Raw genomic sequence first — 17361 nt, 5'->3', positions numbered from 1 at the left:
TAATGACTGCCTAGTCAGTCTGTAGTGGAGTATTGCATGTCTAAAGTTTGGTTGGTAACAGGAAGCGCAAGCGGCTTGGGTCGTGACATCGTCGAGGCGGCCTGCGCGAGCGGCCATAAGGTTCTCGCCACCGCTCGAAGCACGGGCCCGCTCGCTGCGTTGTGCGAGCAATACGGGGACAACATCCTCACCACGCAACTCGACGTTACGAATGAAGGCCAGGCGCAGGCAGCCGTCGCCTTGGGAGTTGCACGCTTTGGGCGCCTTGATGTTCTGGTGAACAACGCCGGCTACGGCGACGTTCGCCCCTTTGAGGAAACCAGTTCGGCGGATTTCAAGACCTTGGTCGACACCGTCTTCTATGGTGTCGTCAATCTGACGCGCGCTGCGTTGCCGATCATGCGCACACAACGTAGCGGAACGATCATCCAGATCTCCTCCGTGGGTGGGCGCCTTGCCACCGCCGGCTCGGCGTCGTATCACGCGGCGAAGTGGGCGGTCAGTGGGTTCACCGAGAGTCTGGCGCAGGAGACGGCACCCTTCGGCGTCAAAGTGGTTGCACTGGAGCCCGCGGCCATTCGAACAAATTGGGGCACGCGCGCGACACAGCAGCGGCCCGCGATCATGTCGGACTATGAGCCGTCTGTCGGAGCAGCCATCAAGTCCATGGAGGGTCTGTGGGGTAACGAACCCATCGATCCCGCCCGCATCGCGCAAATCATGCTTCGCCTTGTTGAGGCTGAGCAGGTGCCCGCGCATCTCCTCATCGGCGCCAGTGCTCGCGAGTACTACACCATGGTCGAGAGCCATCGATCCAGCGAGGCCGAACGTTGGCGGGGTATCAGTGATTCGGCCGACTTCAACGCAGGCCCCATTCCGCTCGCTCCCGCCGCCTAACGCTGACTGTGGCGGCCACGCCTCGCCCGACTATTCCGCGTGGCGTGGCCCTCTCTGCACTGAGCACGGTTTTCTGAGTGAGACAACACATGGCTGCATCAGTCGACTACTTTCGCCAGGTCCGCTTCGGGTCGAAAGCGGACACTCAAGTCTCACGGGATCACCCCGTTCCAAAAATGTGCGTCCGCGACACAACTTCGGCCCACCCATCCAGTCAAGGGCTCTTCAATTCCATCATCATCGTGGGGTCGATGTATTTTGCTAGTCCCGACATGCCCTTCTGGACATCCGGACTAGCAAACATGTCTCTTCCCGCGACATTACCCAGTTGCTCAAAACTTTGTTGCATAGCGAAGTCGCCCTCGTACTTCAGCGCCAGCTTCGCTTGATCCTTGCACGTCACCGTCAACAACCGCATGAACAGCTCCGCCATACGCTGGTTGGCCTGATCGACCTGGGAGTCGGAAACCGTGCCCATCGACGCCACGGCAGGATTCCGCGACAAGGCCGCATAGATCCACTGTACGAGGACAAGGTGATCGTCCATCGTGCTCTTTCCTACCAGGCACTTCGAAAGGTCATCAGTGTACGGCCCTGCCTGCGCTGCGCCTGCTGCCAGCAGAGTTGCTGCCATCACGATCATTCGAAATCGCATGTACCCCCCAAACGGCAATTTGAAATGACTGATCCCGAGAAAGGGGTCAGGCTGCACTACCGCGATTCTGGTCTTGCTCAACTTGGGTCCGCTTCGGGTCGAAAGCGGACCTTTAAGTCCTCGCTACCGGACTAGCCTGCTAGGTTGCATCCCAATCTACACAACACAACAGGGTTATTGCTGCAGGAATGTAAAGGCCTGCAAGGACGCGGACGGCATAAAGCCCGCGCCTCACGAAATTGCCGAACTCTGTGCCAGGCAGATCCGTGTCCCAAACCATGTCCCATATGGCAAACGATGTGGCTATTCCAAATGGAAGCTTTCCATTTGTACCAAGGTCGAAGTTGTCGGGATCATCTCTGTTGATCTTGGCCAGCACAGAGCGCGCCAACATGTAGTAGGCGAATACCCAAGACACGAGAATCCATGTGGCTTGATTAAACGTCACGGGTCATTCCCCTCAGTTGCTCGCTAGTGACTGCCCAGGGTCGGAAGCGGACCTTTCCAGCCTGCCAGTGCCGCCCCCATTTGCATCGCAAGAATTGAGATGCGAGCGGCGTAGGGTCGTCCACATGATTATCTATGAGCGAAACCTCTTGGAGTCGGACGAGGTGTACTACTTCCGCTCCACGTCTTGCCGAACGCCGATATGCCAACTGGCCCGGAAAGGCGGCGAGTGGGCGGTGCCCTTTTACCATGGCCCTCCGATCCCGGCCCGTACCCGTACGACAGCTTCGATAGCGCCAAGGCACACTTGATGCGCTTCCCAGGCCCGCGCAAGGACCACCCATGCGGTGAGTTGGCGACGTACGCCGCTTGAACAGCGCGCCCACCGCGTGCCGATCCAAGCCCGTGGCGACGACGCACCTACGTCGAGCGCACTGGCGACCCATACCACCCCTTTGACGATTCAAGCCACCCTGGATGATCTGTTGAAGGGTAAGTGCGCCGCGAGTGACGTCGACCACGCAGGCCACCTAGCCGCTCAAAACGGCTAAACATCCAATTGACCACGACCTATGTTCATGTTTTTTCTTAACGTCCTGGCTTTCCTTGTCATCGCGGGTTTTGTGCTCGCTCTTTTGGGCAGCATCTTCGAAGCCATCGTCACGCTTTGCGCCGCCCTCATCACGGGCTTGGCCGCAGCCATCAAAGCCATCGCCATGATCCCTGTACACGTTCTGGCATGGCTCGCCCAACGCTTCACATGGGCCCACACGCTTCAGCAAGGCATCATTCGCGCCTGTCGCTGGACCGCCAAAGCCCTGGCCATCACGGCCAAATGGGCGGCAGCCATCGCGGCCTTTGTCGCGGTGCCTGTTTGGTTGATGTGGTACGGCCATTTCATCATGTCGACCATCGTCATCTTCGGCGGCCTCATCCTGTTCATCGAGCGCAAGTACCGCCATGTGAGGCGCAAGGCCTAACGCTCACCGCTAACCTGAGGAAGATATCTCCTTCGTGGTCGAGGTCCGCTTTGGGTCGAAAGCGGACACCGGAGATCAACTGTGACCTATTAGCCGAGGCCCTGATTGTTTCTTTCCGCGCTTAGATGTTTATTGAGCAACCACCACGCTGCGACGCCAGCAAGCCCGAGCAACGAGGAAATCCAGGCATGGTTCGCGGCGCGAATGGTGGTGCTGAGAGCCGGGAACAACCAGACTCCAAACTTCAGCGTGAAGAAATGGATTTCGCTGATTGCGGCAATGATGGCCAGCATCAGAAATCCCATGTTTCCCGTTCTCCGCCATGCCCTGAGCATGAACATGAACATGAGAAGGAAGCACCCAAATCCGATGATTTGCGGACCCCATATATAGATGATCTGGAACGGCAGCATGGATCCCCTCCTGTTGTCACTGCAGTGAGATTACAAAAGCTATTCGTGTGTGTAGACAGCCTGCCTGGCAAGGACACTGGGCGCCCTGCCGGATCGGCTCCTGGGTCCAGCAGCGGGGCTTCCCGTCTCCCGCGACGCGCCCATTCATCCCATCTTGCAATGTCCGCTTTGGGTCGAAAGCGGACCTTCCTAGCTTGCCGGCTGGGCGGACGATTCGGAAGAGCTTCGCAACTACCTGACGACCACTTCAGAGACCGGGAGCAGGACCAGCGCCGCGAAGACAGCGGAATTAATCAGAGAGATTATTAGGACGGCGGTAGCTACCTTTGCCCGACTAACGCCTCCTGCGGACTTTATGAAGGAAAGCATTGCGAGAACGATAACAATCGCCAATGAAATATATAGATAAACGCCGGACTGGCCGAAGCTGACCAGACGACGCTGCCAACCTCCTGACTTATACACCATGATCGCAACGTGATAGAGCTGACCAAATGTGTAAGCACATTGAACTGCCACAACCAACGCGACCGCGATCAGAAAAATGGCAATTGATCCACCTTTCACACTTGGCGACATGTGCGCTCCTCTCATGGCGTAACGACCAACTTTTCGTAGTAGGTAACCGGCGTTTCAACTGACGGACCGAAGCGTATGGGCCACGGCCCTTGGATAAGTGATCTTTGCGCCTGATCGGTAATCGTCATTGTCGTCGTGATGATGTTTGCCGCGAGTGGATTTGGCTCGCTACGAAAGTGTCCGCTTTGGGTCGGAAGCGGACGTTAGGGTTTGGGCATATTCCGATCTTTTTTTTTCGCCATCGGATGACCGAATTTGGAAGCGACGGCAGCCGTCACCGTAAACAGCAGCCACAGCGCGAATAGCGCTAGAAGCATATGCGTTGGCGTAGATAGAAATGCACCGATCTTGCTCTGGGGAGCCAGTTTTCCGATGGCTGTACCAGAAGCCAGAAACAACACGAAAACCATATTCAAGATGATTCCTGTCGGCGTCATCTTCCGCACGTACAAGGAATCGGGAGACTTCTTGGATAACCGACGTTGAAACCATCGACCTAAGGCGACCACCGCGACACAAGGCCCGACGATTCCTATCACGAGGAAGGAAATTAACAGTATCTTTGACATGGCCGCCCCCGACGGTCTCGAACTTCACCAAGATTGAAATGTCCGCTTCGGGTCGTAAGCGGACATTATTTTGAAAGAGCGCAAGTCACGCCGTCGACCTTTGACATGCCCTTGAAATGAAGTGAAAGCTCTGGGAATCCGCCACCTTTGGTTCTTGGCTTCGGGCTGCCGATGAAATATGTCCATCTAAGAATTTGGCTTGACTCATCGTGCCATGTCTCTCGTTCTTCGTAGTCGGGCACACCCAAGATTGAACGGACTCGCTCAGCCGACAGGCCCACAAGCTGACTGGTGTCACCAGGACATGCGAAGTGGGTATCTGTCCCGATAGGCAGCGAACGGACGTATTTGAGTTTGGCGCAGACGTCTAATAGGACGTCAGGTTGGTCGTGCCCACCGTAAGCAGCGCAGTCTGCCGAATTGCTTGGCTTTGGGTGTCGTGAAACTTCCACGTCATCCATGGCCTTGAACTGGGCGTCCAGCCTTTCTTGTTGGCAGGCCTTGTCACATGGCTGCGTCACCTCGTTGGAGGAAGCGGACTGCGCAAAGGCTGCCGAAGCGTGAAGGCCAAGCGCAACGAGCCAAACAAATCCAAGTGACCTGCGGAACATTCCCCCTCCCTTGTTACGCCCCTCGGTCATGTCCGCTCTGGGTCGGAAACGGACATTGCCGTCAACTCTTCGAACCAACCTCATTGAATACGCGAAGTACTTGTCGAACCAATTGATCGGTCCCTTCGATATCAACTGACCACGCATCTGAAAAGACTCTTAGGGTCTCATCGCCGATCTGCAAGTCCAGTACATCAACTCCGATGGCCCACGTCTTGCCGAGAGACTTAGCCCCCATTTTTTTCAACGTGCTCTTGAACCGGCTCACTGCCGCTTCATCATCGGAGTCGCATATATCCGCGCGCATCGCTCAATTCCCTTGCATTGGACGACCCAAGCCCTAGCTCACGCACTTTGAATCCGGCTTTGCATTTTTATGGCCGCTTTGGGTCGGAAGCGGACATTTTTAGCTTGCACCGCCGAAGGTCCTGAGCCAAGGGAATTCTGCTATGACCCAACAGAGCCCAAAGAAGACGGCCGTCTTCAACGCTAGCTCTCCCCAGGGGAATGGAAGTGCTCCATCTGGGTTACTCCACCCGCCAGGAGCATCGTCATCTGCGGTCACAACGTGGCCGAGAAAGGCCCAGCCGGCAAACCCAGTCACGGTAAAGATGTACGGAACGGCGAATATCAACGAGAGAACGATCGCCGTCGATACGACAACGACTAACAAGACGATGAAGCGACGCCTCCCGGACATCTTATCTATCCCCTTTGCTGCCAATTGTGTCCGCTTCGGGTCGGAAGAAGACACTATTCTTCGCGTGCGGGCGGTGATGTAAGCCTAATCTCGGTGCAAACGCTCCCTGCCGAGCCGATCTCATTGGCACCCTCTATGCCAGTGGGGACTATCCAATGCGCTCTGTCGGTGGTGTCAAAAAAGACCGCCATACTAGGGTCTTTCGTGTTGCTCATATCGCTTCGCATTGAAACGTAGTACATCCAAAACGACCCCAGCCAATGCTCGTTTGGTCCCTTTGGCCCATATTCGATTTCGCTATAGTCAGGCGATCCAAGCACAGCGCTAACTTCATCCTTGGTCATGCATCGATGAAGTTCCTTAGCTCCGTTAGTAATGCGTGCCACGCGATCCGCTGACGCCACATAGGGGTAGTGCTTGATACCACTAAGGAATGCTTTACCGTCGGGATAGGGGTCACGCGCAATAGCCACCGAGTCCGCCGGATGCCTTCCGCAACCCGTGACCAAGACTGCGAACAACCCGATCAAGATTTCACGCCGCATAAACGCTCCTATCGCCTGCGTGGCATTCCATTGAAAGTGTCCGCTATGGGTCGAAAGCGGACCTTTCCACATCGGCAATCTAATGATTAGCCTGCCCCATCAGCGCAGTTATGGAAAGCCACGGCCCGGAGAGTTCGCCTGATGACCACGCGCACTAACCCGCACCACCTCAGGTGACTGCATGGCCGGCCATGCGATGACGGAAGTCCATATACGCAGCCAACACAGCGTCGGGTGCTTCGATTTGAGGGTAGTGCCCGATGTTTTCCAATAGGGTGATGTCGGGCTGGGGAATCAACTCCGCATAGCGAGTCGCCATATGGCGGCCGGACACCGGATCCGCGGTGCCGTTGATGAGCTTGAGCGGCATGCGGGCATGCTGCAGGGCGCCGACCCAGCGCTCGCGGTGCTCGCGGCGCTCGGTGATGTAGCGAATCAGCCTGGGCGCAACGGCGAGGCCGTGGTTGCGTGTCATCAGGCACCAGAAGGTATCCAGGAGTGCCTGGTCCGGTTGGGTCGCGGGCCCGAAGATCCTGCGCATGCTCTTGGCCACCGTGGCACGCGTGGTCAGCCGCGCGACCAGCGAGCCCAGCGGGGAAAGCAGCAGTTTCTGGACGGGCACCGGCCGATGGGTCTCGGGGAACAACCCCCCGTTCAAGAAGGCCGCACTGAGCAGCCGGGGCCGGGGGCCCGGCTCCTGCTGGCGCGCCAACAGTTCCTGCGCCACGGTGTCGCCATAGTCGTGGGCCAGCACGTGGTAGGTCTCCACGCCTTCGCTGGACAGGAACGACTCGAGCAGCGTGGCCTGATCCATTACGGAGTACGCATAGTCGACGGGCTTGGCGGAGAGGCCGAAGCCGATCATGTCCAGCGTGTAGACCCGAAAGCGACTGGCCAGCGCCGGCCACAGCGCCTCCCAATCCCACGAGGCGGTGGGGAAGCCATGAATCAACAGGAGTGGCTCGGCCCCCGGGGCACCGCCATCCCGCACGAAGATGGCATGCCCCCGATAGTCCATCGTGCGCCCGGCCCTGGCCCAATCGCCCAGCGACACGCGATGACAGGAAGCGGCGCAGGCTTCGTGCATGACTGGCGACTCCCGGTCCGGGCTTCTGCTCGAAGCCTTAGTTGTCGAACGTGCCGACAATGATGCTCGATGCCTTGATGATCGCCACGACGGGTACGCCTTCGCGCAAGCCAAGGGCATCGAGGCTTGCCGTGGTAATGACGGAGACGATGGCATTGCCGCCATCCAGCTGGACACCGACCTCGGCGTTCACGGCGCCGCGCTTGACGTAGGACACCTGCCCCTGCAACTGATTGCGCGCGGACAGCCGGGACGATGCATCGGGCAGGCCGATGATCACGGAGGATGCCTTGATCAACACGAAGGCCGTCTTGCCCGGCGCAAGGCCGAGGCTGCGGGTGCTCTCCTGCGTGACGGTGGCAACCAGGCGCTGTCCACCCTGTATGTCGAGCTGGATGACGTCGTTGACTGCGCCGGGCTCCACGGCGGCAACGGTGCCCGCCAACTGATTCCGTGCACTTGTCTTCATCATGAAGCGCCTCACCAGGTCGATATCGGAAAGAGGGTTGTCTGCGATCGTGCCAAGGTGCCTGAGGAACTGCTGGTGGATCGCCTCCATGCGCTGGAAGACGTCGATGAGTCGCCGCGCACGTGCGGTCAACACGGCGCCGCCGCCGGCGCGTCCACCCACCGCCCGGATCACGAGCGGCTCTTCCGCCAGGTTGTTCATGGCGTCGACGGCCTCCCAGGCGCCCTTGTAGCTCATGCCCACTTCGCGAGCGGCGGCGGCGATGGAGCCCGATTCGCCGATCTTCATCAGCAAGGCAATGCGCTCGGCCCCGCCGAAGTTGCGCCCGTCGGCCTCCAGGCCGAGCGTTCCCTTGATGGCTAGCATGCGGCTTGGCTCCTTGTTCACGCCTGGCAGATGCACCCCTGACGCCGCCGGCGCCGGGCCCCGACGCGGCTAGCGTACATCTGGCGCGCCAGGGGTCGGGAGCCCATCCGGCCCGGCCCGCTCGCATCGCCCCCGGCAGGCCCAATTGGACGATGCAGGCCAGCCTTTCGCTATATAGTTAGATACATAGCGGTGAGGCAAGGTCACCCCTTGCTCGATCCGCGCGCAAGACATCGCCGTGACGACCAAAGGACCTGAGGGGAACCCATGCGTCGATCATTTCAGTTGTTTGCGGTCATGCTTGCGTGCTTCACCACTGGCCCTGTCGCCGTGCAGGCGTCCGACGCGCCAGTGGCGGCCGCCGACAAGAGCGACGTCACCACGCTCGACAAGGTCACCGTCACCGCCCGCCAGCGCGAAGAGGAACTGCAAAAGGTTCCCGTCGCCGTATCGGTGGTGAGCGGTGACTGGCTCGACCGCTCCTACACGGTCAATACGCAGCAGCTCAGCCTGCTGGTGCCATCGCTCTATTACAACTCCGCCAACCCGCGCAACACGGCTTATACGATCCGCGGACTGGGTTCGAACACCTTGTCGGTAAGCGCGGCAAACGATGGCATCGAGCCGGGCGTGGGTTTCTATGTGGATGGGGTCTATCACGGTCGCCCGGCGACGGCGGCGTTCGACTTCACCGACATCGAACGCATAGAAGTGCTGCGCGGCCCGCAGGGCACGCTGTTCGGCAAGAACACCACGGCGGGCGCGATCAACATCACCAGCCGTGCTCCTACGTTCACGCCGGAGGGGAATGGTGAGCTTTCGGTGGGAGAGAACGGATACCTGCAGGCCAAGGCGAACGTTTCCGGCCCCCTGAGCGACACGATTGCCGGCCGCTTCGCCGCGCAGTTCACCGAGCGTGACGGCGTGCTGCACAACGTGACCACCGGCAAGGATGAGAACGCACTCGACAACTACGCCTTGCGCGGCCAGCTGCTGTTCAAGCCGAGCGACGATCTCGATGTGCGTCTGATCGCCGATGTGTCCAATCTGGATTCGGATTGCTGCACGCAGGGCTACCTGCGTGTCGGCAAGAGCCTGAAGAGTGCGGCGCGTCAGTTCGCTGGGCTCTCCGCGAACCTGCCTGCCCATGGCTTTCCGGCCTATGTGCCGCCGAGCCGCAACGTCTACGACCGGCTCACCGACATCGATGCGCCCTTGCACATCGATACGCAGGATGGCGGCGTGTCACTCAATGCGGACTGGAACCTGGGCGCCGTCACCCTGACCTCGATCACCGCCTGGCGCTACTGGACCTGGGATGTCGCCAACGACCGCGACTACATCGGCGTGCCGATCCAGACGGTCCAGCGCATACCCTCGCGCCAGGACCAGTACAGCCAGGAGTTCCGTGCAGCTTCGAACACCGAAGGACCTTTCAGTTACGTCGCCGGGCTCTACTTCTTCACGCAGGAGATCAACGGCAGCCCGATCAGCGTCTACGGTCCGGCTGCCACGTACTGGTTGGTCAGCACGACGAGTTTCCCGGGCATGCCGGACAACCTCGCGGACGGCTATGGGCAGTACGGCCATTCGCACTTCGAGGTGAAGAGCTATGCGGCCTTTGGCGAAGCCAATTACCGCATCACCGATCGCCTGACCGGCACGCTGGGCCTGCGTTACACCTATGAAGACAAGAACGGCGACTATGCGACCACGGTGTCGGGCGGCTTGCCGACCACGCCGGGCACGCTGCAGGACAACGCCAAGCTCTCGCTGTTTCGCCCGCAGAGCTATTCGGCAGCGGACAGCGGCGGCAACGTGTCGGGGCGCACCAACCTGGCCTATCAGTTCACCGACGCCCTGATGGCTTATCTGAGCTACGCGCGCGGCTACAAATCCGGCGGCCTCAACATGTCCGGCCTGCCGCTGGATGCGGCGAACAATCCGGCGCTGGGCACGGCCGTGATCAAGGACGAAACCAACAAGACCTGGGAAGCGGGCCTGAAGTCCGCGTGGTGGGGAGGCCGCGCGACGCTGAACCTCGCCGCTTACCGGACGGTGGTGAATAACTACCAGGCCAATATCACTTCCAGCATCGAGACAGCGGCGCTGCGCACGTATCCGGCCAACATCCCCGAAGTCACCGTCAAGGGCCTGGAGGCGGACTTCGCAGCGCAGGTGTCCAAGGGCTTCGTCGTGCATGCATCGCTCGCCTATGCCGATGGCAAGTACGCCGACTATCCGCTTGGCCCCTGCCCGCTCGAATGGCAGAACCCGAACGCCGCCGGAGGCTGCCAGCCGCTCAGGCCGCCGGCCTCGCTGGCCAACAAGACGTCCAATCCGCGCGGCAACCCGAACGTGCCCGGCGCTTACGTGCTCACCGGGCTGTCTCTCGCCGGCCTGTCCCGGTGGGCCGGTTCACTGGGCTTCGACTACGAAGTGCCCGCCGGTAGCGGCGCCTTCCTCTTCCATGCCGACGTGAGTGGGCGTAGCGGCTACAACAGCGATACGACCCATTCCATCTATACGACGATCGCAGGCTATGCCGTGACCAACGCAAGCGTCGGTTACCGTTTCAACGAGCGTTGGGAGGTCGATGTCTTCGCGCGCAACCTGTTCGACCGGGACTACATCACCGCACTCACCATCCAGACCGGCAACTCCGGCCTGATCCTGGGCCAGCCCAGTGATCCGAGGATGGTGGGCGTCACGCTGCGTGCCAGTTTCTGAGCTGGATGGAGGAAAGCTTGGCCTCTGGATCCGAATCAGGGCAAAGTCCGCTTCGGGCCTGAACGCGAAACCGAGAGGCACGACATGAGCTACGCCATCGTCTGGGAGTTCCTGGTGCCCGAGGCACACCGGACAGACTTTGAAGCAGCCTATGGACCGCATGGCCTCTGGGCCCAGCTGTTCGCACGCGCACCGGGCTTTCTCGAGGTCAGGCTGCTGCGTAGCCACGAACGTTCGGGCCGTTACTTCACCATCGACCGGTGGCAATCAGCCATGGCGTTCGAGGACTTCAAAAGCCATTTCGCGAAGGAATACCAGGCGCTGGACCGACGGCTCGAAGGTCTGGCCTCGTCCGAAGCACCCCTGGGGAGATTCGATGAAATGCCCGGGACTGGCGCGAACTCGGGCTAGCTGGACAGACGCAAGCGCAATGCCTTCTCGCTAGTACGCGGGCTCGTGCCCGACGGACCACGGCAACATCAGGTATTGCGGCGAGTGCGACGTGGCCGATGGAACCACAGGCCATCCGGATGGATGGGCGATATCACGCCTTGCCATATCCCAAGGCTCCCCGCTCCCTCAGTGAACCTCACTTCATCGCTTTCCGCCGGCCAGGCATCCGCACCACAGATATTCGCTTCGGTTCGAAGACAGACCTGCCGTCATGGCCAATGGGCTGTGCTGGCCGCGCTTCCATCAACGGCCAGACGCCGGCATGGGCCATTTACAGCAAGCCCAGTTGCGTTGCTTTCAAGGTGGCTGCCGCACGCGTGGAGCAATCCAGTTTGCGGAACACGCTTTCGACATGCGTGCGCACGGTGCTTGGGCTGATGGACAGCTTCTGCGCCACTTCCTTGTTGCTCGCACCAAGGCTGATCCAGCGCAACACATCACGTTCGCGCGCCGTGAGGAGACCGTTCAACGGCACCATGACCGGCTTGCTCCTGCCCGCCCGCGGCACTTTCAGGAGTGCACGGACCACGTCGGTGTCATAGCGGCCGGCGGCGGCCTCGGCCATCATCAACGAACCTGCGGCACTTTCATCCAGTGCATCCCGCCAGGGACGCGCGACGCACAGGGCTGCCAGCGCCGAGGCGGCCGCCAGGATGCGTCCTTCGATGGGTATGCTGCCGGCCCTGGCCTCGCGGTAGTAACCGGATCCATCCGGCCGCTCATAGGCATATGACGCGACTTCCGCTTCGCCCGCGAGCGAGCCGATCTGACGCGCGGCACGTGCCGTCCAATAGGGAACGAGGCGCACGCGCTCCCACGCCGACTCCATGAGTTTGCCCGGGGTATCCCAGATCATGTTCGGCACCGAGGCGCGGCCCATGCCATGGATAAGGGCGGCGCGGTACACCTTCTGCTGGGAAGCCGCGTCCAGGCCAAGCGCGATCGCCGCGCTCCTGGCCAGTTGCGCCACCCGCCGCGAGTGCCCGGTCATCCAGGGCAGCTTCAGGTCGATGACGTGGGCCAGGATTTCCAATGAGGTCGTGCGACCGGCAAACACCATGTCGATGGAGCACTGTCCGGTCAGTGTCGGGTCGACTTCAAGCTCGGCCAGCCAGTGCGAGGCGTTTTCGATGAGCCGCGATGCCAGACCGAGCGGGTACAGCACGTCGGCGCGCTGGCCAATCAGTTGGCACGCCTGCTCCAGGCCATACAGGCGATGGAAGATATCGAGGTCGCCGGCGAGCGATGCCATGTAGACCGACGCCGGCACCTGTTCGCCCCGCAAGCCATCCGGCGCTCCGCTGCCATTGTGGCTTTCAAACAAGTGACGCAACGCGAACTGGGTCGCCTCGTCCAGGCCCAGCTCCTTGGCGATATCTCCGGATACTTCGCAATGGATGCGCGACAGCGAGAGGAAGGCCGAGCCGATGCCGCTGGTGGCCGAGTGGGACTGAAAGCTGCTGCCGGAGGACTGGATGGCAAGCAGGGCATTCCTGCCGCTCACGTCGTCACCGAAGAGCTGCGCGAACTCCGGCGCATTGGCGGTGCAGCCAGACCAGCGCAGCAGCGCGACGGCGGTGGCCTCGGTGCAGGTGGTGTCATCCGCACCCGATGCCCTGGCCAGTTGTCCCGCCATCCAGGCAACGCGCGGGGAGTGATCGATGGGTTGCCCCATGGCGAGATCGCCCACGAACGCGATCGACCGGATCACGTCGAGCAGGCCCACCTGGGAAAGGTCAACGGAGGAGCGGGAGCCGTTCATGGGCAGGAAGTCTAGCGCCCCCGCCATCGCGCCAACCTCGGTCATTCGACCGATGGTACGCGTGGACGGCGGCGGGCAAGCTTTGTCACAGCTCGATCGCAAGCCCCCCACGCGATGAATGTCCCCGTTCCGCTTCGCCAACTAACCTCTGGAGAATCCCGTGCACATCAAAGCTCTAGGCATCGCCGCTGCCACCGCCATCGCCCTTGCCTCCACCACTGCCAGCGCCGCGGCGCCCAAGGCCCAGGAAGCCATCAAGAACGTCGTGCTCGTGCACGGCGGCTTCGTCGATGGCTCCGGCTGGCAGAAGGTCTACAACATCCTCAAGAAGGATGGCTACAACGTCACTATCGTGCAGAATCCGACGATCACCCTCGCCGATGACGTCGCTGTCACCAGGCGGGCGATTGCCAGTCAGCAGGGCCCCGTCGTCCTGGTCGGCCACTCGTATGGCGGCGTGGTCGTCTCCGAAGCCGGCACCGACCCCAAGGTCCAGCGCCTGGTGTATATCGCCGCATTCGCGCCCGACAAGGGCGAGTCGGTGCAGTCGCTGATCGCCAACCCGGCCCCGGGTGCATCGCAGCCGCCGATCCTGCCGCCGCAGGATGGCTTCCTCTTTCTTGATCGCGCGAAGTTCGCCGCCTCGTTCGCGGGCGACGTCACCGCCGACGAAGCGAACTTCATGGCGGACTCGCAGGTGCCGTGGGGTGTCCAGGCGTTGGGCGGCCAGGTGACGGTCCCGGCCTGGAAGTCGAAGCCGAGCTGGTATCTGGTCGCCACCGAAGACCACATGATTCCGCCCCCGGCGCAGAAGATGATGGCCAAGCGCGCAGGCGCGACGGTAGTCGAAGTTCCTGGCAGCCATGCAATCTATGTCTCGCAGCCCGAGGTCGTTGCCAAGATCATCGAGCAGGCGGCACAGGGTAAGAAGTAATCGAGACCGTGGAGCGGGGCGCCCCGTGCGCTCCGCTCCTTTTTGCCGTTGCGGTCGGGCGCCGGGTGACTGTGGGAGCACTCGTCAGTGCTCCTGCAGTTGGCGCTGTCGATTAATGCGTCCCGACGCTGGACGGCAGTTCCGTATCGAAAGCGGACATTGATCGAGCGCCTGTGCAAGGATCAGCGAGCCGCCTGTTTTTTCGGCAGGGGCAAAAGGTAGGTCCGCTCCAGAATCCCATCGTCTACCGCGAACCGAAACCCACCGTCTTCCTTTGTCACTCGACCACACAGCACCATTTCCTGCCTGTAGTAGCGGATCATCGTCAGGTCCGGCTTGAAGTTGTCTCCCTCCGCCTCTCGCAGCCTTCGAAGAAGATCCTCGCGCACGTTGACACCAGCGCTTTGCGATGGCGCGTTGACCCTGGCGTACCTGAGGCTTTCGTCGTCGGTGGTCTCCAGCAATCCAGAGAGCGAGCGTTCGTTCTCCCGGTAGAGCGTGTACTCCTTGGCGTCAGTCGTAACGACCACATGGGTCCGGACGCGCCGGCCAATCATCTGGGCTTTGTCTTGCACGACCTGGTCAAAGGGCACATACGGCGCCGTGCCACAAAAACTCTCCCCGTGGCACAGACTGCTGACCAGAACGACCATCAAGGCAGGTGACCATTTCTTCATCGATCTTTATCCCGACTAGACCAGGTCAGCACGTGCCCTTCGGGTCGAAAGCGGACCCTGCTACGCAGTTTTCCCGGACCTCACATTGGTGATCGCAAAGCCGGTCTCGGAACGCCATCGCATGGCTGCGCCCGACGACAGCCTGATGCGTCGGATGGATGAACCGCGATGGCTTACAACTCCCAGGCCATCGCCCCCCTTTTCAATAGAGAAGGTTCCTTCGTTCCCGAAGATGTCGAAACCCGTGAAGGCGTGGAATTGCTTCAGCGCGAGTGCCTTCGCCCGAATTTCCGATGTCCGTGGGGAAATGCTCAGGGGCACTTCCAACGAGTGGGCTTCGGGGCGAAGTTCCGAATCCCATGACGCCCTTTACACCGCCAGCTTGTCGTTGGGATCCAGGAATGGAAGCCTGGCGCCCTGCAGTTCAAACCACTCACGCCCCGCCATCAGACTTGTCTTGTCGGGCTGGCCGCTGTCGCCTGTAGCGTGTGAAGCAGGCGGGACAGCAACCTCAGCGCGTCGTCGGCGTTGTGCGTGTACTGCATGCGGACAATCGCGCCATCCACGGCAAGCGCTATGGCCGAAGCATCCAATTCGCCGTCCAGGTCAGGCGGCAGCAGTGCGCGGATAGCGTCGGTCATCTCTTCCTTGTGGTGTCGCGAAGTCTCTTCGAAAGCCGGCACGGTGCCGCCCAACTCAACGACCGTGTTGATGAAGGCGCAGCCGCGAAAGTCAGGTTGCGTGAACCACTCGCGCATTGCCTCGACCACCGCGTCGACGCCTTTGTCCTCGTGGCGCCCAAGTGCCTTCCTGAACCAGGTCATCCAGCGCTCGTGGCGAAATTCCAGGAAGGCCTGCACGAGGTCGTTCTTGCTGGGGAAATGACGATAGAACGTCACCTTGGTCACGCCGGCCTCGGCGATGACGCGATCGATGCCGGTCGCGCGAATGCCCTCTTGATAGAACAGGTCGTGTGCGGTTCGCAGGATGCGCTCACGCGCAGGTAGCGGCGTTGGTGCTTCGCGGAGGGACGGCTTGGACATGGGTCGATTGTAGACAGATTTGTCTACATCCACCAGCCGGCGACCTTCGAACGCCCCAAAGCCGCGGATCGGGGCGCAACCTCGCGCGCCACGCCGCCCACACCGGACCAGCCGCTTCACTAGATCACCGCAGCGCGTCGGCTGGGCGCACGTAGCCCTTTTCCAACGGGCTACACATGAACGCCAGATAAACGTTTCTTGGGCGATGTAGACAAGTCTGTCTACATGATTTAATCTGGCTTTGTAGACAGAGCTGTCTACCCACCTCCGGCGCCGGGGTGGCTGGAAAACTCGCCTGCCGTCACACGCTCGACTCTCGAAAACCTCTACCCGGTACAGCGACTTAGCTGGCCTCGGGTCAATCACCCTTCTCTGGAGCCTTCCATCATGAAACGCCACTCCCTGCTTGCCGCCGCCTGTCTCCTTGGCGCCTCTGTCATGAGCCATGCCGCTGCCGCCGCAACGCCAGTCGCCACCGATCCCAACATCGACCCCCAGGTCCGCTCGTTCCTGCTGCAGATCAACAAGGACGCCAGTCCGTTCTGGACTCTTCCTCAGCCCAAGCCACAAGACATCCTGACCGGCCTGCAGGCGCAGACGCCAGTCGACATGTCCGGCGTGACAACCACCGAGAAGACCATCACGCAGGACGGCAAGACGGTGAAGCTCTACGTCATGAAGCCCGATCACGTGCAGGGCAAGCCGGGCGTGCTGCTGTTCATTCACGGCGGTGTGTGGATCGTGGGCAACTACCAGAACCATCAGCGCCTGCTGCGCGACCTGGTGGTGGGCTCGGGTCAGGTCGGTGTCTTCGTCGAATACAGCCCGCTGCCGCAGGCCAAGTTCCCGACCCAGCTGGACGAGAGCTACGCCGCGCTGAAGTGGGTCTCGCAGCATGCCGATGAAATCGGGGCCGATGGCAGCCGCATCGCAGTGGCCGGCAATTCCGTGGGCGGCGACATGACCGCTGCGCTCACGCTGATGGCCAAGGATCGCAACGGCCCCAAGATCAGCTACCAGGTGCTGCTGATTCCCGCGACCGACGCCAGCGTCGACACCGACTCGTACCACACCTATGGCAAGGATCGCTTCCTGAGCCGCGACTTCATGAAGTACGGATTGGATCTCTACGCCCCGGACGCAGCCACGCGCAACAACCCTTATGTATCGCCGCTGCGCGCCAGCGAATCGGAGCTCAAGGGCCTGCCGCCCGCGCTGGTGATCACGGCTGAGAATGACCCGCTGCGGGACGAAGGTGAAGCCTACGCCCGCAAGCTCAAGGAAGCCGGCGTAAGCGTGGCGGCCGTTCGCTACAACGGAACCATCCACGACTTCGTCTTGCTCAATGCCCTGCGCCATGTGCCGTCGACGGAAGCCGCCATCCAACAGGCCAGCGAAGGCATTCGCGAACACCTGTCGCGGTGAAGTGGTGCGCCCACACGCA

The 17361-nt window shown here is 61.0% G+C and carries 17 protein-coding genes; 6 read left to right on the top strand and 11 right to left on the bottom strand.

The window, feature by feature from the left end; all coding sequences use genetic code 11:
• The first annotated feature begins 36 nt into the window (after positions 1-36).
• The gene (locus ACXU4B_RS11050; protein WP_131412562.1) at positions 37-897 is read left to right on the top strand and encodes an SDR family NAD(P)-dependent oxidoreductase; all 861 of its coding nucleotides are present in this window, start codon (positions 37-39) and stop codon (positions 895-897) included.
• Positions 898-1111: 214 nt separating this feature from the next.
• Here ACXU4B_RS11050 and ACXU4B_RS11045 read toward each other — a convergent pair whose 3' ends face one another.
• Together ACXU4B_RS11045 and ACXU4B_RS11040 are read right to left on the bottom strand one after the other, a co-directional pair.
• Positions 1112-1633 (bottom strand): hypothetical protein, encoded by a 522-nt coding sequence (locus ACXU4B_RS11045; protein WP_165583235.1) that lies wholly within the window; start codon positions 1631-1633, stop codon positions 1112-1114.
• Positions 1634-1691: 58 nt separating this feature from the next.
• Positions 1692-2000, bottom strand: coding sequence for a hypothetical protein (locus ACXU4B_RS11040; protein WP_131412566.1), 309 nt, complete (start codon positions 1998-2000; stop codon positions 1692-1694).
• A gap of 577 nt (positions 2001-2577) precedes the next feature.
• Here ACXU4B_RS11040 and ACXU4B_RS11035 point away from each other — a divergent pair.
• Complete coding sequence (locus ACXU4B_RS11035; protein ID WP_131412568.1) at positions 2578-2979, top strand: hypothetical protein; 402 nt, start codon at positions 2578-2580, stop codon at positions 2977-2979.
• A gap of 89 nt (positions 2980-3068) precedes the next feature.
• Here the strand turns inward: ACXU4B_RS11035 and ACXU4B_RS11030 are convergent, their stop codons facing one another.
• The 6 genes from ACXU4B_RS11030 to ACXU4B_RS11005 form a co-directional block, all read right to left on the bottom strand.
• Complete coding sequence (locus tag ACXU4B_RS11030; protein WP_131412570.1) at positions 3069-3392, bottom strand: hypothetical protein; 324 nt, start codon at positions 3390-3392, stop codon at positions 3069-3071.
• Between the two features lie 231 nt (positions 3393-3623).
• Positions 3624-3971, bottom strand: coding sequence for a hypothetical protein (locus tag ACXU4B_RS11025; RefSeq protein WP_131412572.1), 348 nt, complete (start codon positions 3969-3971; stop codon positions 3624-3626).
• Between the two features lie 203 nt (positions 3972-4174).
• Complete coding sequence (locus tag ACXU4B_RS11020; protein WP_131412574.1) at positions 4175-4540, bottom strand: hypothetical protein; 366 nt, start codon at positions 4538-4540, stop codon at positions 4175-4177.
• A 672-nt stretch (positions 4541-5212) separates the two neighbouring features.
• Positions 5213-5458 (bottom strand): hypothetical protein, encoded by a 246-nt coding sequence (locus ACXU4B_RS11015; protein ID WP_131412576.1) that lies wholly within the window; start codon positions 5456-5458, stop codon positions 5213-5215.
• 1107 nt (positions 5459-6565) lie between these two features.
• Complete coding sequence (locus ACXU4B_RS11010) at positions 6566-7483, bottom strand: alpha/beta fold hydrolase (protein ID WP_131412578.1); 918 nt, start codon at positions 7481-7483, stop codon at positions 6566-6568.
• 37 nt (positions 7484-7520) lie between these two features.
• Positions 7521-8318: a TOBE domain-containing protein gene (locus tag ACXU4B_RS11005; protein ID WP_131412580.1), complete on the bottom strand. Its 798-nt coding sequence runs from the start codon at positions 8316-8318 to the stop codon at positions 7521-7523.
• Between the two features lie 267 nt (positions 8319-8585).
• Here ACXU4B_RS11005 and ACXU4B_RS11000 point away from each other — a divergent pair, with 267 nt between their 5' ends.
• Both ACXU4B_RS11000 and ACXU4B_RS10995 read left to right on the top strand, forming a co-directional pair.
• Entirely contained in the window at positions 8586-11048 is a 2463-nt protein-coding gene (locus ACXU4B_RS11000; protein ID WP_131412582.1) for a TonB-dependent receptor, read from the top strand.
• A gap of 84 nt (positions 11049-11132) precedes the next feature.
• Complete coding sequence (locus ACXU4B_RS10995; RefSeq protein WP_131412584.1) at positions 11133-11459, top strand: antibiotic biosynthesis monooxygenase family protein; 327 nt, start codon at positions 11133-11135, stop codon at positions 11457-11459.
• A gap of 313 nt (positions 11460-11772) precedes the next feature.
• Here ACXU4B_RS10995 and ACXU4B_RS10990 read toward each other — a convergent pair whose 3' ends face one another.
• On the bottom strand, positions 11773-13263 hold the full coding sequence (locus tag ACXU4B_RS10990) for an HD domain-containing phosphohydrolase (RefSeq protein WP_131412586.1): 1491 nt from the start codon (positions 13261-13263) through the stop codon (positions 11773-11775).
• 160 nt (positions 13264-13423) lie between these two features.
• On the opposite strand from ACXU4B_RS10990, the gene ACXU4B_RS10985 reads away from it, so the two are divergent.
• Complete coding sequence (locus ACXU4B_RS10985; protein ID WP_205746599.1) at positions 13424-14197, top strand: alpha/beta hydrolase; 774 nt, start codon at positions 13424-13426, stop codon at positions 14195-14197.
• Between the two features lie 182 nt (positions 14198-14379).
• On the opposite strand, the gene ACXU4B_RS10980 is transcribed toward ACXU4B_RS10985, so the two are convergent.
• Both ACXU4B_RS10980 and ACXU4B_RS10975 read right to left on the bottom strand, forming a co-directional pair.
• Positions 14380-14874 (bottom strand): hypothetical protein, encoded by a 495-nt coding sequence (locus ACXU4B_RS10980; protein WP_131412588.1) that lies wholly within the window; start codon positions 14872-14874, stop codon positions 14380-14382.
• Between the two features lie 446 nt (positions 14875-15320).
• Entirely contained in the window at positions 15321-15917 is a 597-nt protein-coding gene (locus ACXU4B_RS10975; RefSeq protein WP_131412910.1) for a TetR/AcrR family transcriptional regulator, read from the bottom strand.
• A gap of 387 nt (positions 15918-16304) precedes the next feature.
• Between ACXU4B_RS10975 and ACXU4B_RS10970 the strand changes: the two genes are divergently transcribed.
• Positions 16305-17342 carry an alpha/beta hydrolase gene (locus ACXU4B_RS10970; RefSeq protein WP_131412590.1) on the top strand — a complete coding sequence of 346 codons (1038 nt, stop codon included), beginning with the start codon at positions 16305-16307 and terminating at the stop codon, positions 17340-17342.
• The last annotated feature ends 19 nt before the right edge of the window (positions 17343-17361 follow it).

This window comes from Dyella soli, from assembly GCF_054482295.1.
This window is presented reverse-complemented; position numbering and strand designations above follow the sequence as displayed.